This is a genomic window from Oerskovia sp. 140933 (genome assembly GCF_059651515.1).
The window spans coordinates 1-20,488 of the sequence record NZ_JAMXIO010000032.1 but is presented as its reverse complement, the minus strand read 5'-3'; the positions used below and the strand labels follow the sequence as shown (position 1 = coordinate 20,488).

At 72.4% G+C, this 20,488-nt stretch carries 18 protein-coding genes; 10 read left to right on the top strand and 8 right to left on the bottom strand.

The features are described from left to right. Window positions 1–37 precede the first annotated feature (37 nt). From NHG27_RS15335 to NHG27_RS15325, 3 genes are read right to left on the bottom strand one after another with little or no spacing between them, the layout of a single operon-like run. Window positions 38–1,243 carry an Mrp/NBP35 family ATP-binding protein gene (locus NHG27_RS15335; RefSeq protein ID WP_497016872.1) on the bottom strand — a complete coding sequence of 402 codons (1,206 nt, stop codon included), beginning with the start codon at window positions 1,241–1,243 and terminating at the stop codon, window positions 38–40. A 9-nt stretch (window positions 1,244–1,252) separates the two neighbouring features. Beyond that, window positions 1,253–1,945: a DUF1003 domain-containing protein gene (locus NHG27_RS15330; protein WP_497016871.1), complete on the bottom strand. Its 693-nt coding sequence runs from the start codon at window positions 1,943–1,945 to the stop codon at window positions 1,253–1,255. Continuing rightward, on the bottom strand, window positions 1,938–3,260 hold the full coding sequence (locus NHG27_RS15325) for a magnesium transporter MgtE N-terminal domain-containing protein (RefSeq protein WP_193718785.1): 1,323 nt from the start codon (window positions 3,258–3,260) through the stop codon (window positions 1,938–1,940). Before NHG27_RS15325 ends, NHG27_RS15330 begins: the two co-directional genes overlap by 8 nt. 319 nt (window positions 3,261–3,579) lie before the next feature. Here NHG27_RS15325 and NHG27_RS15320 point away from each other — a divergent pair, with 319 nt between their 5' ends. From NHG27_RS15320 to NHG27_RS15280, 9 genes are all read left to right on the top strand, one after another. After that, the gene (locus NHG27_RS15320; RefSeq protein ID WP_497016870.1) at window positions 3,580–4,821 is read left to right on the top strand and encodes an extracellular solute-binding protein; all 1,242 of its coding nucleotides are present in this window, start codon (window positions 3,580–3,582) and stop codon (window positions 4,819–4,821) included. A gap of 104 nt (window positions 4,822–4,925) precedes the next feature. Further along, a complete protein-coding gene (locus tag NHG27_RS15315) occupies window positions 4,926–5,870 on the top strand; it encodes a carbohydrate ABC transporter permease (RefSeq protein ID WP_193718787.1) in 945 nt (314 codons plus the stop codon). After that, on the top strand, window positions 5,867–6,781 hold the full coding sequence (locus tag NHG27_RS15310; RefSeq protein ID WP_321575271.1) for a carbohydrate ABC transporter permease: 915 nt from the start codon (window positions 5,867–5,869) through the stop codon (window positions 6,779–6,781). The genes NHG27_RS15315 and NHG27_RS15310 overlap by 4 nt, the downstream gene beginning before the upstream one ends. Beyond that, window positions 6,778–7,644 carry a DeoR/GlpR family DNA-binding transcription regulator gene (locus tag NHG27_RS15305; protein ID WP_321575272.1) on the top strand — a complete coding sequence of 289 codons (867 nt, stop codon included), beginning with the start codon at window positions 6,778–6,780 and terminating at the stop codon, window positions 7,642–7,644. Before NHG27_RS15310 ends, NHG27_RS15305 begins: the two co-directional genes overlap by 4 nt. A 105-nt stretch (window positions 7,645–7,749) precedes the next feature. Continuing rightward, complete coding sequence (locus NHG27_RS15300; protein ID WP_193718788.1) at window positions 7,750–8,646, top strand: SIS domain-containing protein; 897 nt, start codon at window positions 7,750–7,752, stop codon at window positions 8,644–8,646. Then, window positions 8,643–9,692: an ROK family protein gene (locus tag NHG27_RS15295; RefSeq protein WP_497016869.1), complete on the top strand. Its 1,050-nt coding sequence runs from the start codon at window positions 8,643–8,645 to the stop codon at window positions 9,690–9,692. Before NHG27_RS15300 ends, NHG27_RS15295 begins: the two co-directional genes overlap by 4 nt. Further along, window positions 9,689–10,669, top strand: a complete 981-nt coding sequence (locus NHG27_RS15290) for a 1-phosphofructokinase family hexose kinase (protein WP_497016868.1) — start codon at window positions 9,689–9,691, stop codon at window positions 10,667–10,669. The genes NHG27_RS15295 and NHG27_RS15290 overlap by 4 nt, the downstream gene beginning before the upstream one ends. After that, a complete protein-coding gene (locus tag NHG27_RS15285; RefSeq protein WP_193718790.1) occupies window positions 10,670–11,506 on the top strand; it encodes a class II fructose-bisphosphate aldolase in 837 nt (278 codons plus the stop codon). A 135-nt stretch (window positions 11,507–11,641) separates the two neighbouring features. Next, entirely contained in the window at window positions 11,642–12,478 is an 837-nt protein-coding gene (locus NHG27_RS15280) for a YflT domain-containing protein (RefSeq protein WP_497016867.1), read from the top strand. A gap of 109 nt (window positions 12,479–12,587) precedes the next feature. On the opposite strand, the gene NHG27_RS15275 is transcribed toward NHG27_RS15280, so the two are convergent. From NHG27_RS15275 to NHG27_RS15265, 3 genes are all read right to left on the bottom strand, one after another. After that, entirely contained in the window at window positions 12,588–13,583 is a 996-nt protein-coding gene (locus NHG27_RS15275; RefSeq protein WP_497016866.1) for a TetR/AcrR family transcriptional regulator, read from the bottom strand. 75 nt (window positions 13,584–13,658) lie between these two features. Then, window positions 13,659–14,495 (bottom strand): ABC transporter permease, encoded by an 837-nt coding sequence (locus NHG27_RS15270; protein WP_497016865.1) that lies wholly within the window; start codon window positions 14,493–14,495, stop codon window positions 13,659–13,661. Then, complete coding sequence (locus NHG27_RS15265) at window positions 14,492–15,517, bottom strand: ATP-binding cassette domain-containing protein (protein WP_497016864.1); 1,026 nt, start codon at window positions 15,515–15,517, stop codon at window positions 14,492–14,494. Before NHG27_RS15265 ends, NHG27_RS15270 begins: the two co-directional genes overlap by 4 nt. 127 nt (window positions 15,518–15,644) lie before the next feature. Here NHG27_RS15265 and NHG27_RS15260 point away from each other — a divergent pair, with 127 nt between their 5' ends. Then, window positions 15,645–16,394 (top strand): class I SAM-dependent methyltransferase, encoded by a 750-nt coding sequence (locus NHG27_RS15260; RefSeq protein WP_497016863.1) that lies wholly within the window; start codon window positions 15,645–15,647, stop codon window positions 16,392–16,394. Between the two features lie 135 nt (window positions 16,395–16,529). Here NHG27_RS15260 and NHG27_RS15255 read toward each other — a convergent pair whose 3' ends face one another. Next, window positions 16,530–18,068, bottom strand: a complete 1,539-nt coding sequence (locus NHG27_RS15255) for an aminopeptidase P family protein (protein WP_497016862.1) — start codon at window positions 18,066–18,068, stop codon at window positions 16,530–16,532. 160 nt (window positions 18,069–18,228) lie between these two features. Beyond that, window positions 18,229–20,394 carry an OmpL47-type beta-barrel domain-containing protein gene (locus NHG27_RS15250; protein WP_497016861.1) on the bottom strand — a complete coding sequence of 722 codons (2,166 nt, stop codon included), beginning with the start codon at window positions 20,392–20,394 and terminating at the stop codon, window positions 18,229–18,231. Window positions 20,395–20,488 lie beyond the last annotated feature (94 nt).

Here is a 20,488-nt window from a genome sequence, read left to right as displayed (position 1 = left end):
GACGTCTCCGTATCGGCGTCCGGAGCGACGCAGCGGGTCAGACGGGGGAGAGCCCCAGCCGTCGTCCGGCGAGCCCGCGGCTGCGGGTGGCGAGCCGCCTGGCGACGTCCCGCAGGGCGAGCGCGGCAGGCGAGTCCGGGTCGGACAACGTGACGGGAGTGCCGGCGTCGCCGGCCTCGCGCAGCGACACGTCGAGCGGGACCTGGCCGAGCAGCTCGACGGGTCCGCCGGTCGCGGCCGTCAGGTTCTCCGCGACGCGCGCGCCGCCCCCGGCGCCGAACAGCTCGAGCCGGGAGCCGTCCGGTTGCTCCAGCCAGGACATGTTCTCGACGACGCCGACGACGCCCTGCTGGGTCTGCGTCGCGATCGACCCGGCCCGCTCCGCGACCTCGGCGGCCGCGACCTGGGGGGTCGTGACGACGAGGATCTCGCTCGTCGGCAGGAGCTGTGCGACCGAGATCGCGATGTCGCCCGTGCCGGGCGGCAGGTCGAGCAGGAGGACGTCGAGGTCGCCCCAGTAGACGTCGGCGAGGAACTGCTGGAGCGCCCGGTGGAGCATGGGGCCACGCCAGATCACGGGCTGGCCCTGGGGCACGAACATCCCGATCGAGACGACCTTGACGCCGTGCGCGACGGGCGGCAGGAGCATGTTGTCGACCCGCGTGGGCTGACGGTCCACGCCGAGCATGCGCGGGATCGAGAACCCGTAGATGTCCGCGTCGACCACGCCGACGGAGAGTCCGTCCGCCGCGAGGGCCACCGCGAGGTTCGCGGTCACCGAGGACTTGCCGACACCGCCCTTGCCCGAGGCGATCGCGTACACCTTGGTCAGCGAGTCGGGCTTGGCGAAGGGGATCTCGGGCTCGCCCACGCCCCCGCGCAGCATGGTGCGCAGCTCGGTGCGCTGCTCGGCGCTCATGACGCCCAGGTCCACGCTGACCTCGCCGACGCCCGGCACGGTCCGCGCGGCGGCCGTGACGTCCTTGACGAGCGTCGACTTCATGGGGCAGCCCGCGACCGTCAGGTCGATCCCGACGACGACGCGCGCGCCCTCCGTGCCCGTCGCCCCTTCCGCGCCCGCTGACCCGTCGGCTGCGGACGAGCCGAGGGTCACGTCGACCGACCGGACCATGCCGAGCTCGGTCACGGGACGCCGGATCTCCGGGTCCATGACCTGGGTCAGGGCCGTCCGGACGAGGTCCTCGAGAACGTCGGTCGTGGGTGTTGCGGAGCCGCCAGCCATGGCTCCATCCTAAGCGGGCCCCCGCGTCCGGTCGGCCGCGTCGGTGGAGGGGTCCGGCGAGGTCTCGGGCCCGCGACGGGGGCCCGTCGCGCGCCGTCCGTCACGGTTCGAGCCGCGCCCGTCGCGCCCCGACGACGTGCGGGACGACGGCTCGTGCCCGTCGCGCCCCGTCGATGCGCCGTCGGCCGACGAGCGGCCCGTCCCGGCTCCCTCCGCCGCGCGCTCGGTCTCCTTCTCGTCGAGCTCCTCGAGCAGGTTGCGCATCTCCGAGCGCACGAAGTCACGGGTCGCGACCTCGCTGAGCGCGATGCGCAGTGCTGCCATCTCGCGCGCGAGGTACTCGGTGTCGGCCAGGTTCCGCTCGGCGCGCTGCCGGTCCTGCTCGGCGCTCACGCGGTCCCGGTCGGTCTGGCGGTTCTGCGCGAGCAGGATGAGCGGGGCCGAGTAGGAGGCCTGGAGCGAGAGCATCAGGGTCAGGGCGGTGAAGCCCAGCGCCGCCGAGTCGAAGCGCAGCGACTCGGGGCCCCACGTGTTGAACCCGAGCCAGGCGAGGCAGAAGACGGTCATGTACAGCAGGAAGCGCGGCGTCCCCATGAAGCGGGCGATGCCCTCGGAGATCTTGCCGAACGCGTCCTGCTCGACCCGCATCCGGGGGAGCAGGGACCGGCGGGCGGCCTTGGGGGTGTCGAGACGCTCAGCCACGGCGACCTCCTCGGCGGACCGGGAAGGCCGAGGACGCGGGGGTCTGGGTCCCGAGGCTCGTCTCGTCGGAGTCGTCGTCGGTCTCGCGCCAGTCGTCCGGGAGCATGTGGTCGAGGACGTCGTCGACGCTGATGGCGCCGAGCAGGCGCTTCTCGTCGTCGAGCACGGGCAGCGCCAGCAGGTCGTACGCGGCGAGCAGGCGCGTCACGCGTCCGAGCGGGGCGTCGGGACGGACCCACTCGATGTCCGAGTCGAGCACCGACCCGACCGACACGTGCGGTGGCTCGCGCAGCAGCTTCTGGAAGTGCACGACGCCGAGGAACCGCCCCGTGGGCGTCTCGAGGGGCGGGCGCACGACGAACACGATCGCGGCGAGCGCGGGCGGCAGGTCCTGACGCCGGATCTGGGCGAGGGCCGTGGCGATCGTGGTCTCGGGGCTGAGGACGACGGGCTCGGTCGTCATGAGCCCGCCCGCGGTGTTCTCGTCGTAGGCGAGCAGCCGTCGCACGTCGCGCGCCTCCTCGGGCTCCATGAGCTCGAGGAGCTCGGCCGCCTGCTCCTGGGGGAGCTCGTGCAGGAGGTCGGCCGCGTCGTCGGGCTGCATGGCCTCGAGGACGTCGGCCGCGCGGTCGGTGTCGAGCCCGGAGAGGATCGCGACCTGGTCGTCCTCGGGGAGCTCTTCGAGGACGTCGGCGAGGCGTTCGTTGTCGAGGGCCGTGGCGACCTCGAGGCGGCGCGTGTCGCCCAGGTCGTGCAGGACGTCGGCGAGGTCGGCGGGCTTGAGGTCGTCGTACGCGGCGAGCAGCCGAGCGGCGCCCTGGGTCTCGGGGGTCCCCGCGAGGCCCGTGACCGCGCTGATCTCGACGACGAACGCGTCACCGCGGCGGCGGATGCCCAGTGCGCCCGGGGTCGTCTGCCGCCGCACGAAGAGCTGGTTGACGAGCCAGTCGCCCGTGCGCTGCTTCTCGATCGACAGGTCCTCGACGGTCGCCGACCCGGAGCCGTCGACGAACTGCACCGTCCGGTCGAGCAGCTCGCTCACGGCGAGGGTCTCCATGGCGCGCTGCTCGAAGCGCCGCATGTTGACGAGCCCGGTGCTGATGACCTGCCCGGCGTCGATGCTCGTGACACGGGTCAGGGGGAGGAAGACGCGCCGGCGGCCGGGGACCTCGACGACGAGGCCGACGGCGCGGGGCGCTCCTTTGGGGCGAAGGAGAACGACGACGTCGCGCACCCGTCCGACCTGGTCGCCGAGAGGATCGAACACCGCGATCCCGGCCAGACGCGCGACGAAGACGCGGGTAGTTGCACTCACGTCGCAAGACTACGCACCGCGCGGTGGGGTGGCTCCCCGACGGGCCGCGCGAGGCGGGCGCGGTCGGGTGCGTCGCTCGCACGACGGGCGCCGTCGTGCGAGGCCGCGCGGACCGTGGCCAAGTCGTGACCTTCTTTCTGGGAGGAACCACTGGACTAGACGAGTCAGACCTGCTTGTATGTGGAGCCAATGGGGCGCAATCAATCAAGATCAGTCATCATTGATGACGGAATATGGCGGAGCCCTCATCGCCGGCGGAGCACCCTGCGGCGACACAGCTCGAGCAACACCTCAAAGCAATGAAGCGGAGGAAGTACTCATGAAGAACCCGATCCGGCTCGTCAGCATGACGATCGTCACGGGCCTCGCCCTCTCGGCGTGCGGCTTCGGCGGCGACAGCGGCAGCGGCAGCGCGGGGGCCGACGGCGCCACGACCCTGAACCTCCTGGTCCCCACCTACTCCGACCAGACGAAGTCGCTCTGGGAGGACGTGATCAAGGGCTTCGAGGCCGAGAACACGGACATCGACGTCAAGCTCGAGGTCCAGTCCTGGGACAACATCAACGACGTGGTCCGCACCAAGGTCCAGTCGAACCAGGCCCCCGACATCCTCAACATCGACGCCTTCGCAGGGTTCGTCGAGGACGACCTGCTCTACTCGGCCGACGAGGTCCTCTCGCCCGAGACCATCGCGGACTTCCAGGAGTCGTTCGTCGAGAACGCCTCGATCGACGACACGCAGTACGGCCTGCCGCTCATCGCCTCGGCCCGCACCATGTTCTACAACAAGGACATCTTCGAGCGGGCAGGCGTCACGGCGCCCCCCACCACGTGGGACGAGCTCGCGGCAGCGGCGACCAAGATCTCGGCGCTGGGCGACGTGTACGGCTACGGCCTGCCGCTGGGCTCGGAGGAGGCCCAGGCCGAGGCCGGCCTCTGGTTCTTCGGCGGCGGTGGCGGCTACGGCGACGCGTCGGAGATCACGGTCGAGACCCCGGAGAACCTCGAGGCGACCCAGTTCTTCCAGAAGCTCGCCACGAGCGGCCTCACGCAGCCCGACGCAGGTGCGTCCGACCGCACGCCCCTCATCGACACGTTCATCCAGGGCAAGATCGGCATGATCGTGGGCCTGCCGCCCACGATCGGTCAGATCGCCGAGAAGAACCCCGACCTGAGCTACGGCACGGCGCCGATCGCGACCAAGGACGGATCGCCCGTGACGCTGGGCGTCGCCGACCACCTGATGGCCTTCAAGAACGACGGCAAGAAGCAGGACGCGATCACGAAGTTCCTCGACTACTACTACACGCCCGACGTGTACGTGCCGTGGGTCGACGCCGAGGGCTTCATCCCCGTGACGAAGTCCGGCTCGGAGGAGCTCGCGACCAAGGAGTCGATCGCGCCCTTCCTCGCGCTCCTGCCCGACGCGCAGTTCTACCCGTCGACGAACCCCCAGTGGTCGGCCACCCAGGGGGCGATGCAGTCGCTCATCGGACAGGTCGCGCAGGGCAAGGACGCGGCAGCGGTCCTCCAGGAGATCCAGGCCAAGGCCGACTCCTGACCCCGGACCGGTAACTGCCCGTCCAGCAGTCCTGTCCCCCGCGGTGCGCGGCCGGCTCGCCCGGCCGCCCCGCGGGGACCAGGACCCGGCACCGAAGGACCTCGATGAGCTCGACCACCACCACCGCCCCGGCGCCAGCCGCCGGTTCACCCGAGCGGCCACGCCGCTCGTTCCGGGACCTGCTCACAGCGCTTCCCTGGATCGGTCCCAGCCTCGCGCTGATCACCCTGATCGTCCTGTTCCCTGCGGGGTACATGGTCTTCAGCTCGACCCGTGACATCTCGCAGTCGGGCGTCGACCGGGGGAGCGCCGGGTTCCAGAACTACCTGGACGTCTTCGCCATCCCCGCGCTGCCCCGCGTGCTCGCGAACACCGCGGTGTGGGTCGTCGCGGTCGTCGCCCTCACGGTCGTCCTGTCGCTCGCGCTGTCGAACTTCCTCGACAAGCAGTTCCCGGGCCGGCAGATCGTGCGCCTCGCGGTCATCGTCCCGTGGGCCGCGAGCGTCGTGATGACCACGACCGTCGTCTACTACGGGCTCCAGCCCAACTACGGCATCATCAACCAGCTCCTGGCGGACGTCGGGATCCTCGACAGCCCGGACTTCGGCTTCACCAAGAACGCCACGTCGGCGTTCGTCGTCGCGATCGTCGTGGCGGTGTTCGTCTCGCTGCCGTTCACGACGTACACGCTCCTCGCCGGGCTCCAGTCGATCCCGGGCGACGTGGTCGAGGCGGCACGCCTGGACGGCGCCTCGCACCGGCAGGTCTATTTCGCGATCATCCTGCCGCAGCTCAAGCCTGCACTCGCCGTCGCCGCGATCATCAACATCATCAACGTCTTCAACTCGCTGCCGATCCTGCGACTCATGACGGGCTCGATCCCGGGGTACGACGCGGACACGACGACCACGCTCATCTTCAAGCTCATCCAGTCCGACCGTGCGGTCGACCAGGCGAGCGCCCTGTCGGTCGTGAACTTCGTGATCGTGATCGCGGTCATCGCGCTCTACATGCGCATCGTCAAGCCGATGAAGGGAGTGGACGAGTGAGCAACGCAGTCCTGACGCGCAAGCCCGACGCCCGCCCCGCCCAGCCCCTCAAGAAGGCCTCGAGGTACGCGACCGGCGGACCCGGCTCGGGCGGGTCGATCCCGGGGCGGGTCGTCGCGGGCATCCTCGTGGCGCTGCTCTTCCTGGCGCCCTACGGCATCATGCTGTTCGGCTCGCTCAAGAGCCGTGCCGAGATCCTGCGGATCCCGCCGACGTACTTCCCGGAGCAGTGGCACCTCGACAACTACGTCACCATGTGGTCGACGCCCGAGACGCCGCTCCCGCAGAACCTCGTCTCCACGATCGTCATCTCGGTCGCGGCGACGGTCCTCGTCCTGATCGTGGCCCTGCCGGCCGCGTACTTCACGGCCCGCTTCCGGTTCCCGGGCCGCATGGCCTTCCTGTTCCTCGTGCTGGTCACGCAGATGCTCCAGCCGGCCGTGCTCGTGGCGGGCCTGTTCCGACAGTTCCTCGCGTTCGGGATCGTCGACACCTGGCTCGCCATGATCCTGGTCAACGCAGCCTTCAACCTGGCGTTCGCGGTGTGGATCATGCACAGCTTCTTCGCGAGCGTCCCGAAGGAGATCGACGAGGCCGCGCAGATCGACGGCGCGGGGCGCTGGGCGACGCTGTTCCGCATCAACCTGCCGTTGGTCTGGCCCGGTATCGTGACGGCGATCATCTTCACCTTCGTCGCTGCGTGGAACGAGTTTGCCGCCAGCCTCGTCATTCTCTCGACAGCAGGCAACCAGCCGCTGTCCGTGGCGCTGACGAAGTTCGTGGGTCAGTACGACTCGGCGTGGCAGTACGTGTTCGGCGTCTCGATCGTCGCCATCGTGCCTGTCATCGTCCTCTTCGCGATCATCGAGAAGCGTCTCGTCGGAGGTCTGACCGCAGGGAGCATCAAGTGACACGCATCGAGGACGCGACCGACGAGCCCGGCGGCGCTGCTGCCGAGCCGTCGGGTGGACTCAGCAAGTCGGTCCGCTGGGAGCGCATGCTCGCGCTCCTGGCGGACCGCCGCCGGCTCTCCGTCACCGAGGTGGCGGAGCTGTTCGGCACCTCCGAGTCGACCGTGCGCCGGGACTTCGACCAGATGGCCGACCGCCAGCTCGCGCACCGCACCCACGGGGGGATCGTCGCGGCCTCGGTCGCGTACGGCCTGCCCGGCCGGTACGGCAAGCAGCTCGACGACCGTCAGCGTCTCGCGGAGGCGGCGGCCCACCTGGTCACGCAGCGCCACGCGGACCAGGCCGTCATCGGGTTCAACGGCGGGCGCACCACGACCCTGGTCGCCAAGGCGCTCGGCGAGCTCTCGGACCAGAGGTCCGAGCACGCGGCTCGCACCGGCGAGCACGTCTACACGATCGTGACGAGCGCGCTCAACATCGCCGCCGAGCTGGTCCTGCGCCCGCAGCTGCGCACGGTGTGCCTGGGCGGCACGGCGCGCGCCCAGTCCTACGAGCTCACGGGCCCCATGGCCGTGAGCATGGCCCGCACCCTGTGGCTCGACGTGCTCGTGCTCGGCATGGTCGGCATCGACGCCCAGGCAGGGCTCACGTGCGGCGACCCCGACGAGGCCGGGGTCACGTCCGCGCTCGTCGAGCACTCGCGCCACGTGATCGCCGTCGGGACCTCCGACAAGGTCGGCGAGCGCTCGTTCGCGCAGATCTGCGACATCTCCCGCATCACCACGCTCGTCACCGACTCGGGCGCGACCGAGGAACAGCTCGCGCCCCTGCGGGAAGCAGGCGTCGAGGTCATCGTCGTCTAGGACGAGACCGCGCCGCTCCCGCCCCACACGTCCGCACCACGACGGACGCCGGACCGCGCCGACCGCGCAGCCCCGGTGGCCACACCAGAAGGGTTTGACATCACCATGAGCACCTCCCACGTCAGCGCCGAGATCGCGAGCCAGCCCCAGGTCTGGCGCGAGGCGGCCCGCCTCGCCGCCGAGAGCGCGGCGGTCCTCCCGCAGCCGGGCGAGCGCGTCGCGATCGTCGGTTGCGGAACGTCCTGGTTCATCGCCCAGGCCTACGCGGCCCGCCGCGAGGAGCTGGGCCAGGGGGTCACGGACGCGTTCGCGGGCAGCGAGTACCCGGTGGGCCGTGAGTACGACCGTGTCGTGGCGATCACCCGTTCCGGGACGACCACCGAGATCCTGCACCTCCTCGAGGTGCTCGACGGCAGGCAGCGGACCCTGGCGATCGTCGGCGACCCGACCTCGCCCGGCGCGAGCGCGGCGGACGACGCGGTCGTGATGCCCTTCGCCGACGAGCAGTCCGTGGTCCAGACCCGGTTCGCGACGGCCGCGCTGACGCTCCTGCGCGCAGGCCTGGGCGACGACATCGAGTCTCTCGCGACCGCGGCGGAAGAGGTCGTGGGCTGGGAGGTCCCCGAGGCCGTGCTGGCCCGCACCCAGTTCACGTTCCTCGGTCGCGGTATGGCCGTAGGGCTCGCGAACGAGGCCGGGCTCAAGATGCGCGAGGCGTCTCTCGCGTGGGCGGAGTCGTACCCGGCCATGGACTACCGTCACGGGCCCATCAGCATCTCCGACGAGACCAGCGCCGTCCTCCTGCTCGGTGCCGAGGTCCCGGGGCTCGTCGAGGACATCGAGCGCACGGGGGCCCTCGTGGTCCGCTTCGACGAGGACGCACAGCTCACGCTCGTGCGCTGCCAGCTCCTGTCGGTCGCGAACGCCGAGCGCAAGGGCCTGGACCCCGACGCCCCGCGCCACCTGACGCGCTCGATCATCCTGGAGGACTCGGCATCATGATGGTCGGGGAGGGGCAGCTCGCCGTGCCCGCCGTCCCGGGGCTCCGGCTGCCGTCCCACGCAGGGGCAGCGACCGGGGCCCCGGGGGCGGGCCTGCGTCGGGCGGTGATCGCGCTCGACGTCGGCGGGACCGACATCAAGTCCGCGATCGTCACGCGTGGCAGCGACCCGGACGCGCTCGACGAGATCCTCGTCGAACGGGTCACGTCGACCCGCGCGGCCGACGGCCCCGGGGCCTCGGTCGCCGCGGTCCTGGCGGCGGTGGAGGCGCTTCGCGCCGAGGTGCCCGCGGGCTACCAGGTCCTGGGTGTGGGCCTCGCGGTGCCGGGCACGGTCGACGAGTCGGCAGGCCTCGTGGTGAGCGCCGAGAACCTCGACTGGGTCGACCTGCCGCTGCGGAAGGTCGTCGCGGACGCGACGGGCCTGCCCGTGGGGTTCGGCCACGACGTGCGCGCAGGGGGCCTCGCCGAGGCCCGCCTGGGCGCGGGCCGTGGTGCGCCCGACCACGCCTACGTGTCGATCGGCACGGGCATCGCCGCGGCGGTCGTGCTCCACGGCCAGGTCTACGTGGGCGGTGGGTACGCAGGTGAGATCGGTCATGGCGGCACGCACGGCGGGGCGCCGTGCGCCTGCGGTGGCACAGGTTGCGCGGAGACGTTCGCGTCGGCCGCGGGCATCGCGCGCAGCTACCGGGAGCTCACGGGCGCGACGGCCGACGAGGTCCCCGGCTCGGCCGAGGTCCTGGCACGTGCCCACGCGGGCGACACCGTGGCTCGCCAGGTCTGGGACCGGGCGATCGACCGGCTCGGCGAGCTCGTCGCCGACATGGTCCGCCTCCTCGCACTGCCGGTCGTCGTGATCGGCGGCGGTCTGGTGCGAGCGGGCGAGGACCTCATGGTCCCGCTCGACGCCGCGGTGCGCTCGTACCTCACGATCCATCCCGCGCCCCGGCTCGTCCCGGCCACGCTCGGGTCGGCGGCCGGCACGTACGGGGCCTCGGTCCTCGCGTGGGACGCCGTGACCGCTGCTGCGCTGGGGGCGCTGTGACGGCCGGCCGGCAGGTCCGGGTCCTGTGCCTCACGCCCAACCCCGCGTGGGACGTGACCTACGGCGTCGACCGTCTGGACCCGGGCGAGGCCCTGCGGGTCCGGTCCGTCACGGCCCGTGCCGGCGGCAAGGGCGTCAACGTCGCGCGCGTCGTGCGCGCGCTGGGTGGCGGCTCGGTCGCGGTTGCCCCGGTGGGCGGCATCCTCGCACCGGCCTTCGCGGCCGATCTCGAGGCCGCGGGCCAGCCCGCGACGCTCGTCCCGGTGGCGGGTGCGCTGCGGCAGGCGGTCGCGGTGGTCCCGGAGCACCCCGGGCCCGACGACGGAGGTCACCCCACGGTCCTCAACGAACCGGGGGCCGTGCTCACCGAGGAGGAGTGGGGGGTGCTCGTCCGTACGGCGGTCGGCCTCGCGGCGGACCGCCCGGTCGTGACGATCTCCGGCTCGCTGCCTCCCGGTACGACGCAGGACCGGTTCACCAGTCTGGTGCGCGCGCTGCGCGAGGCCGGCTGCCCGGTCCACGTCGACGCGTCGGGCCCCGGGCTGCTCTGGGCTGCCCAGGCGGGCGCGGACCTCATCAAGCCCAACCGCGCCGAGCTCGCCGAGGCGACCGGGACGGACGACCTGGCCCAGGGCGTGGCGGTGCTGCAGCGCCTGGGTGCGCACGACGTCGTCGTGACCGACGGCGAGAAGGGGCTCGCGGCGTTCGAGCCCGGGTCCACGGCGCCCGTGGCGCGGGCCCGGCTCGACGCCCCCGTGCACGGCAACCCGACGGGTGCCGGTGACGCGGCCATGGCGGCGCTCGCGGTGAGCGTCGGGAGGCCCTGGGCCGAGCGCCTGGCGCTGACCGTCGCCACGTCGGCCGCAGCGGTGCTGCAGCCCGTCGCGGGCCAGGTCGACCCCGAGGACGTGCGGAGGCTCGCCGACCGCGTCCTGACCGAGACCGTGAACGACATCCCGAGAACCACGGAGGACTGAATGCCGCTCGTCACCGCCAGCCAGCTGATCGACGGAGCCCGCGCCGGGCGCCGGGGGGTCGGCGCGTTCAACGTGATCCAGGTCGAGCACGCCGAGGCCTTCGTGGCCGCGGCCGCACGCGCCGGCACGGGCGTCGTCCTGCAGATCAGCCAGAACGCCGCGAAGTACCACGGCGGGCTCGAGCCGATCGCCCTCGCGACGCTCGCGATCGCCCGTGCGTCGAGCGCACCCGTCGTGGTCCACCTGGACCACGCCGAGGACCGCGCCCTCGTGAGCGAGGCCGTCGAGCTGGGCATGAGCTCGGTCATGTACGACGGCTCCGCGCTCGACTACGAGGCCAACGTCGAGGCGACAGCCGACGTGGTGCGCGAGGCCCATGCCCGGGGGGTCTTCGTCGAGGCCGAGCTCGGCAAGGTCGGCGGCAAGGACGGCGTGCACGCCCCGGGCGTGCGCACCGACCCGGCCGAGGCCGTGGCGTTCGTCGCCGCGACCGGCGTGGACGCGCTCGCGGTCGCGGTCGGCTCGTCGCACGCCATGACCGACCGCACGGCCTCCCTCGACTTCGAGCGGATCGCCGAGCTGCGGGCGCTCGTGCCCGTGCCGCTCGTGCTGCACGGGTCCTCCGGCGTCGCCGACGCCGACCTCACGCGGGCCGTCGAGGAGGGGATGACCAAGATCAACATCTCGACCCACCTCAACAACACCCTGACGCGGGCGCTGCGCTCCTACCTGGACCAGAACCCGGCCGTCGTCGACCCGCGCAAGTACCTCGGTGCGGGCCGTGATGCGATGCGCGACGAGGTCGTGCGCCTGCTGGGTGTGCTGAACGCGGCCTGACGGGTCCTCCCGGGAGGCCGAGGGGCGTCGTCGGGGGAGAGGGTGCCGGCTCTCTCCCCCGACGCGGTCCCTCGCGGCGATACCCCCTGAGTGAACGCCCTCGCCTCCTGCCGACTTGTACGGGAGACTGGGCAGATGAGCATGACTCGTCCCAATTCCGCGCCCAAGGTCCCGACGCCGCCGAGCGGGGAGCAGGTCGCGTCCTACGCGACCTACCTCGAGGCGCAGAAGGCCGTCGACTACCTCTCCGACAACAAGTTCCCCGTCGAGTTCGTGACCATCGTCGGCACCGACCTGCGTATGGTCGAGCGCGTCATGGGCCGTCTCACGTACGGCCGGGTGGCGCTCGCGGGCCTGGCGTCCGGGGCGTGGTTCGGCCTGTTCGTGGGTCTGCTGCTGTACATGTTCGACGGCAGCGGCGGCCTGATGGTCGCCGCGATCGGCCTGGGCGCGGGCTTCGGCCTGCTGTTCTCGGTCCTGTCGTACTCGCTCACGGGGGGCAAGCGCGACTTCACGTCGTCGAGCCAGATCGTCGCGTCGTCGTACTCGATCCTGTGCCACCCGGAGCAGGCGGGCGACGCTCGCCGCCTGCTGTCCCAGATGCCCGACGGCGCCGCCGCCCTCGCCCGCCAGGTCCCGCCGGTCGCGGGGCAGGGCGGGCAGTCCGCCCAGCCCGGTCAGTGGGCTCAGCCCGGCCAGTCGTGGGGGGCCCCGCCCCAGGCGCCGGCCGCTCCCGCGGCGCAGCCGCCCGCCGACGCACCGGTCCGGCCCGCACCTCCGGCCCGGACGCCCGACCCGCGCTGGACCACCCCGTCGGGTCAGCCGCGCTACGGCGCGATGCGCAGCGACGTGACGCCGCCGGCGCAGCCGCCCGCCGACGCAGCCCCGGCCGACGGGCAGGCCGCCCCGACGACCGACACCCCGGGTGCGGCCGACGGTGCGACGGACGAGACGTCGTCGGGCACGCGCTAGGTCCTTGCCGCCCGCCGTGCGGGCGCGGTCAGGAGGTGGTCGGGACGGATCCCGGCCACCTTCCGCGCGTTGGGCGGGCGCCGCGGAAGGTCGCGTCCGGCCCGACGCCTCACTGCCGCGCGGCCCGCTCCGCGGCGGCCTTGGCCGCGTCCCGCTCGCGCTTGCGCGCCTCCTTGAGGCGCTTCTCGGCCTCGCGCACGGCCTTCTCGGCCTCGCGGCGGGCCCTGGACGCCTCCTTGACCTTGGCGTCGCGCGCGTAGAGCTCGGCGGCCTCGCGCTCCTCGTGCGGGGGGAGCGGCGACTCGGCGCGCTCGGCGGGCGAGCGCTCGACGTACACCCCGATCCCGTCGAGGACCCGTTCGAGGCCGAACACGACGTCGTCCACGCCGTCGTCGTCGCTCAGGTACGCGCCCGAGGCGACCACGGGGTGCAGGTACGGGAACCGTTCGGGTGTCACGAGCTCGGAGAAGACCTCGGCGTACGCGGCCCCGCTCACGTCGCGTCCGCCGGGGTCCTGCCGGGCTCCGCGCAGCTCGCGCTGGATCCGGGCGGCACTCTGCGCGTAGCTCGTGACGAGCATGATCATCGCGAGCTTGTCGGCGTCGGACAGCGAGGTGTCGTGCAGCGCGCGCAGGCCCAGGTCGACGAAGCGCAGGTTGTTGGGCGTGAGCGGGACGCCCTGGACCGCGACGTCGAGGAACCACGGGTGTGCCTCGTAGACCGCGAGTGACGCGAGCGCGAACTCGCGCAGGCCGCGCCGCCACGTAGGCCCGTCGCCCGCGGGGATCCGCCCCTCCATGACCGCGGTGAGCTCGGGGTGCGCCCCTGAGGGAAGGTCGACGTCCATCGCCTGCTCCTGCATGAGGAGGAGGAGGTCGTCCTTGCTCGTGACGTAGCGGTACAGCGACATGGTCGTGTACCCCAGCGCTGCCGCGAGCTTGCTCATCGACAGCGCGCCGAGCCCCTCGGCGTCGGCGATCTCGATGGCCTGCTCGACGATCCGCTCGATGCTCAGCTCGCGGCGCGGGCCGCGCTGCGGGTTCTCGGCCACGCCCCACGCCAGGGCGATGGCGTGGGGCAGGCCGGGATCGGTGGTGTCCGTCATGGGTACATCATCGCTGGTCCGGTCGGGACCGCCTGTCCGGCGCGGGAACGGCGCGGGCGGCACGGGGCGATGACCTCAGTGCGCCGTCCGACGTCGGTAGAGGATCGACGCCGCGACGCACGAGGCCACGAACATGCCGACGAGCCACGCGAGCGCCGGCGCGAGCTGCCCCGCGGTCGACGTCCCCGAGAGCAGCGCACGCAACGTCTCGATGACGGGCGTGAACGGCTGGTGCGTCGCGAAGCCGTGCAGCCACGTCGGCATGGTCTCGACCGGCACGAACCCGCTCGACAGGTAGGGCACGAACAGGAAGAACATGTTGAAGCTCGCCGCGGCGTCGACGCTCAGGACCAGGCCCGCGAGGCAGCTCAGCCACGTGAACGCGAGGACCATGAGGGCGAGGTAGCCCGCGACGCCCACCCACCCGCCGAGGCCGGCCCCCGGGCTGAAGCCGAGCGCGACGGCCACGAGCAGGACGAGAGCGGCCGAGACGAGGTTGCGGACCGTGCTGGCCAGGACGTGGGCCCACAGGACCGACGGTCCGAAGATGGGCAGGGTCTTGAAGCGGTTGATCGTGCCGCTCGTCATGTCCTGGGCCACCGAGAGCGCGGCGGTCGCCGACCCGAACCCCAGGCACAGGACCAGGATCCCGGGCACGACGTAGTCGACGTAGCTCCCGTCGTCCTCGATCGCGCCACCGAACACGATGACGAACACGAGCATGATGAGGACCGGCAGCATGAGGGCCGTGACGAGACCGTCGACGCTGCGCAGCGTGCGACGCAGCTCGCGGCCCGTCATGGCCGAGACGTCGCGCAGCGCGGTCGCGGGGGTCTGGCGGACGCGCGCCGGGGTCGTGCGCGAGGCGCGGCTCGGTGCGGGTCGCCGCGTGGTCGGTGCTGTGGCGCTCATCGCAGGCCTGCCTTCGTCGTCGCGGGGGAGGCCGCGGGCCGGGTGGGGGCGGACGGGGTGGTCGGGGTGCTCTGGCGCGGCCCGGCGGTTCGCGCGGTGCGCGATCCCGTGAGGGCGAGGAAGACGTCGTCGAGCGAGGGCTTGACCACGGACACGCCCGTGACGGTGATGCCGTGCTCGTCCGCACGTGCCAGGACGTCACGGACCGTGCGGAGCGGGTCCGTCGTCGGGATCGTCGCCGCGAGGTCCTTCTCGTCGATCCCGGAGATCTCCAGCCCGATCTTCTGGACGGACGCGAGCGCGTGGGCGTCGTCGACGTCGACCCGCACGTGCTGGCCGGGGACGAGGGCCTTGAGCTCGCTCGCGGTCCCGCGCGCGACGACGCGTCCGCCGTCGAGCACCGCGATGGTGTCGGCGAGCCGGTCCGCCTCCTCGAGGTACTGGGTCGTGAGCAGGACCGTGATGCCGTCGGCCGCGAGCTCGCGGACCACGTCCCAGAGCTCGGAGCGCGACTGCGGGTCCAGGCCCGTGGTCGGCTCGTCGAGGATGAGGACCTGCGGGTTCGCGACCAGGCTGATCGCGAGGTCGAGGCGGCGTCGCATGCCGCCCGAGTAGGTCTCGACGCGTCGCCGGGCGGCGTCGGTCAGGCCGAAGCGGTCGAGGAGCTCGGCCGTGCGGGCCTTGACGGTCGAGCGGGGCAGGTGCGCGAGCGTGGCCATCATCGCGAGGTTCTCCTCGCCCGTCTGGAACTCGTCGACCGAGGCGTTCTGACCCGTGAGGGCGATGACCTCCCGGACCTTGGCGGCCTGGCGCACGACGTCGTGGCCCGCGATGGTCGCGGTCCCGGCGTCGGGCCGGACGAGGGTCGTGAGGACGTTGACGGCGGTCGTCTTGCCCGCGCCGTTGGGTCCGAGGAGCGCGAAGATCTCGCCTCGTCGGACGGACAGGTCCACGCCCCGCAGGACGGCGTGGTCTCCGTAGGACCTGGTGAGCCCCCGGACGTCGATCATCGGGTCGGACATCGCTACCTCCGTGTGCGTCGCAGACTGTGTGTATCTCCTACACTGTGTAGACCATACGCACTGTGTGTGACGTACACAAGAGGGAAATCCCGTGACCACGGCCGCAGCCGCTGGCTAGCGTGACCACATGCACACCGCCACGCACCAGGCCGAGTTCCGTGACGCCCGCCTCGTCGAGGTCTACGACGCCCAGAACGCGTGGGGTCGGGACGACGACTACTTCCTCGCCCGCGCCGCCGAGGGCCCGGGCGGGCGTGTGCTCGACCTCGGGTGCGGCACCGGTCGGCTGACCGTGGCGCTCGCGGCCGCGCGGTACGCGGTGACCGGCGTCGACCCCGCGGGGGCGTCGCTCGACGCGGCCCGGCGTCGGCCCGGCGCCCAGACCGTGACCTGGGTCCACGGGACCTCCACCGACGTGCCCGCGGGCGCGTTCGACGTCGCCCTCATGACGAGTCACGTGGCCCAGTTCTTCGTCGCCGACGACGAGTGGGCGGGCGTCCTCGCAGACCTCCGGGGGGCGCTCGTGCCAGGTGGGCTCCTTGCCTTCGACGCCCGGGACCCCCTCGGCCGGGCGTGGGAGTCGTGGCACGCGCCCGACGACCGCGACCCGGTCGACCTGGGCGACGGGCGCGTGGTGCTGACCTGGAGCGAGGTCACGGGCGAGCGTGACGGCGTCGTCGACTTCACGCTCGGCTACGCGATGCCGGAGGGGGACGAGCTGAGGAGCACCGCGACGCTCCGGTTCCGCACCGAGGACGCGTTGCGCCGGAGCGTCGAGGCGGCCGGGTTCGTCGTCGAGCAGGTCGACGGCGGGTGGGGGAGGGAGGCCGTCGGGCAGGGCGACGGTGAGCTGCTCGTGGTCGCTCGCGCGGTCTGAGCCGCCGGACGTCCGGACGGCGAGCCTGCACGGGCCGACCGCAGGGCACGACGAAGGCGGCGGCCCCGAGGAGCTCCTCGGGGCCGCCGCCTTGGTGCGCCGGTGGTGCGGCGCAGCGCCGCCGCGACGCGTGCGTCAGTCGCGCAGCGACGCCATCCACGCCTCGATGTCCTCGGGGCGACGCGGGAGCGCCGCCGAGAGGTTCTCGTTGCCGTCCTGCGTGATCAGGACGTCGTCCTCGATGCGGATGCCGATCCCGCGGTACTCCTCGGGGACCGTGAGGTCGTCGCTCTTGAAGTACAGGCCGGGCTCGATCGTGAAGACCATGCCCGGCTCCAGGACGCCGTCGACGTACAGGTCGCGACGCGCCTGCGCGCAGTCGTGCACGTCGAGGCCCAGGTGGTGGCTCGTGCCGTGCACCATCCAGCGGCGGTGGAACTGGCCCTCGGGGGCGAGGGACTCCTCGGCCGTCGCGGGCAGCAGACCCCACTCGGCGAGGCGCTCCGCGATGACCTTCATCGCGGCCGCGTGGATGTCGCGGAAGCGGGCCCCCGGGACGGCGACCGCGAAGGCCGCGTCGGCGGCGTCGAGCACGGCCTGGTAGATGCGGCGCTGGACGTCGGTGTAGGTGCCGTCGACGGGCAGGGTGCGCGTGACGTCGGCCGTGTAGAGCGAGTCGACCTCGACGCCCGCGTCGAGCAGGACGAGCTCGCCCGGGCGGACCTTGCCGTCGTTGCGGATCCAGTGCAGCGTCGTGGCGTGCTCGCCCGCGGCGGCGATGGTCTCGTAGCCGACCGTGTTGCCCTCGAGGCGCGCGTGCGCGTCGAACGTCGTCTCGATGACGCGCTCGCCGCGGCGGTGCTCGGTCGCTCGGGGCAGGTTCCGCACGACCTCGGCGAAGCCCGCGATCGTCGCGTCGACGGCCTCGCGCATGTGCTCGATCTCGAGCGCGTCCTTGACCAGGCGGAGCTCCGAGGTGGCCTCGACGAGCGCGGCGTCGGCGACGTCGTCGCCCTGGCCGTTCTCGAGGCGGATGGCCTCGACCAGGGCCTCGATGTTCTCGTCGGCACCCGTGACGACGAGCAGGGAGACGTGCTCGCCGACGTCCTTGGCGAGCGCGTCGCGCAGCTCGTCGATGTGCGCGGCCTCGATGCCCGTCACGGTGGTGACGTCGTCGAGGCTCGGGCGGGCGCCGACCCAGAACTCGCCGTAGCGCGAGTCCGCGTAGAACTCCTCGGTGTCGCGCGCCGCGAGGGGGCGCACGTAGAGGACCGAGTGGTGGTTCGAGCCGTCGTCACCCGTGCCGGGCTCGACCGGGTGCAGGACCAGGACCGCGTCCGGCTCCTGGTCCGTGCCGAAGCCCGTGAGGTGCGCGAACGCCGAGTGCGGGCGGAACCGGTAGTCGGTGTCGTTCGAGCGGACCTTGAGCGGTCCGGCGGGGACCACGAGGCGCGCGCCGGGGAAGCCGGCGGACAGCTCGGCGCGGCGGGCAGCCGTGTACGGAGCGGCGACGCCGGCCTCGACGTCGTGGCTCGCACGGGGGGCCCAGCCGCTCGTGATGAACGCCTTGAAGGCCTCGGAGTCGGGGCGGTGCGACCGGTTGTCGTTCCGGGCGGCGATCTCCTGCTCGGACTCCGTGACCGGGGCGCTGACGGGGGTGGTGTCGTTGCTCATGGGTACCAGTGTCCCATCGGTCGCTGGGAGGGAGCGTGCGGCCCGACGGCGCCGCTCGCCCTCCGGCCGTCAGGTCGCCCTCGCAGGGGCGGGGAGCGGCGACAGGTGGTCCCGAGCTGCTCGGGACCACCTGTCGTCCACCCTGCGGGCGTGGACGTCGTCAGCGGCCGACGTCCGACACCTCGGCCGCGGTGATGATCCGTCGACGTTCGACCGGCCGGATCACGCCGTCGTCGACGAGGTCGCGCGTGACCTGCTTGACGTGCTGCAGGAAGGCCCGGTGGTTGGGGTAGTCGTCGTCCTCCGCGACGAGATCGTTGATGGTGCAGCCGTTGCCCGTGTCCACGTTCGTCACGGTGCTGTCGTTGCCGTCGATGACGACCGTCGGTCGGACGTCGGAGCCGGGGCACCGGTCCAGCCCCTGCACGACGACCGTGAAGATGACCGACCGGGCCTTCGACACGTTCCCCGCGGCGTCGGTCGCGCGGTAGGTCACGGTGTGGTTGCCGTCCGTGGCGACGACCACCGGCGCCGCATAGCGCTGCCACGCGCCGCCGTCGACCTGGAGCTCGGTCCGGTCGACCCCCGAGCCCGCGTCGGTCGCGACCAGGGTGATCGTGACCTTCCCGAGGAACGCCCCGCGCAGGTCCCGGCTCCCGCTGAGGGTCGCCGTCACCTCGGGCGCGACGGTGTCGGCAGGCACGGTCGACTCCACCACGAACGAGACGGTACCCGGCGCCGACACGTTGCCCGCTCGGTCCGTCGCGCGGAACGCGACCGTGTGCGAGCCCGGCGTCGAGACCACCACCTGGGTCGCGTAGCGGTACCACGTGCCGCCGTCGACCTGGTACTCGATCGTCGCGACGCCGGAGTCGTCGTCGGTCGCGGTCAACCGGACCTGTGCGCTGCCCACGTACTCGCCCGCGCTGTTCCTGGCGCCGTAGACCCCGGCGGTCACCACGGGAGCTACGGTGTCGCCCGGGTCGGCCGGAACGACCGTCAGGGTCACGGAGGCGACCTCGGAGACGTTCCCGGCCTCGTCCGTCGCACGGTAGGCGAGCGAGCGGTCACCCGGCTCGTCCAGCACGACCGCCGTGGTGTAGCCGGTCCACGCCCCGCCGTCGACCGCGTACTCGATCGAGGCGACACCGGACCCCTCGTCGGTCGCCGTGAGCGTGACGGTCGCCGACCCGACGTACGCACCCGCGCCGTCCTGGTCGCCGCTGACCGTGGCTGCAACGACCGGTGCCGTCGTGTCCTCCTCGCCGTCACCCGCGACGACGACGAACGTCGACGCACCGACCTCGGAGACGTTGCCCGCGACGTCGGTCGCGCGGTACGAGACGGTGTGCTCGCCCGGCTCGGTGATCGTGACCGGTGCGGTGTACGGCATCCAGTGCCCGCCGTGCACGTCGACCTCGATCGAGGCGACACCCGACCCGTCGTCCTGGGCCGCGACGGTCACGGTCGCGGAGTCGACGTACGCACCGTCGTCGTCCTGGTGGCCCGCGACCTCGGCGGTCACGGTCGGGGCGACCGTGTCCTCCTCACCGCCCCCCTCGACGACCGTGAACGTCGCCGTCTGCGGGGCCGAGGTGTTGCCCGCCTCGTCCGTGGCGCGGAACCCGAGGGAGTGCTCGCCGACGGTCTCGACGACGAACGGTGCGTCGTACGCCCGCCAGCCGGCACCGTCCAGGTCGTACTCCACGCCCGCGACACCCGACCCGTCGTCGGTCGCGGCGAGCGTGACCGTGGCGCCGCCGACGTACGCACCGGCGCCGTCCCGCTCGCCCGTCACCTCGGCGGTGACCGCCGGTGCCGTCGTGTCGTCGCCGCCCCCGCCGTCCTCGGTCACGACGAGCTCGCCCCACATCTCGCCGTGGCCGGGGATCGCGCAGAAGTAGCGGTACGTGCCCGGGGTCAGCACGACCTCGGCCACGTGCTTGCCGCCGTTCGTGTCGAACGGGCTCGCCAGGATGTCGAGCGTGACGTCGTGGTTGTAGCCGGGGGTCGACGTGTCGAAGGTCAGTGTGTGGCTCATGCCGAACGTGCTGCCGGTCGCGACGCTGTTCTCGAACACGATCGTCGCCTTCCCGGCGGTGGCCGTCGCCGGGAACGTCTTGTAGTCGGTGACGCTGTTGTCACCGGTCCAGGTCAGCACCTGCTCGGCCGCGACGGTCGTCGCGGTCGTCGTGGACGACTGGTTCGCACCGGGTGGGGCGGCCGTCGCCGGGGCGACGGAGACGACCGTGGCGGCGGTGAGGCCGGCGACCAGGGCGGCCACGAGCCGTCGTGCGCCGCGAGCTCTCGAGCTTCTTCGTTCCATGGGTGTGCACTCCTCGTCGATGTGCAATGGGTCGGGGTCGGGGTCGGGGTCGGGTGCCGGTCCGGGGGGGGGGGGGGGGCCCCCCCCCCCCCCC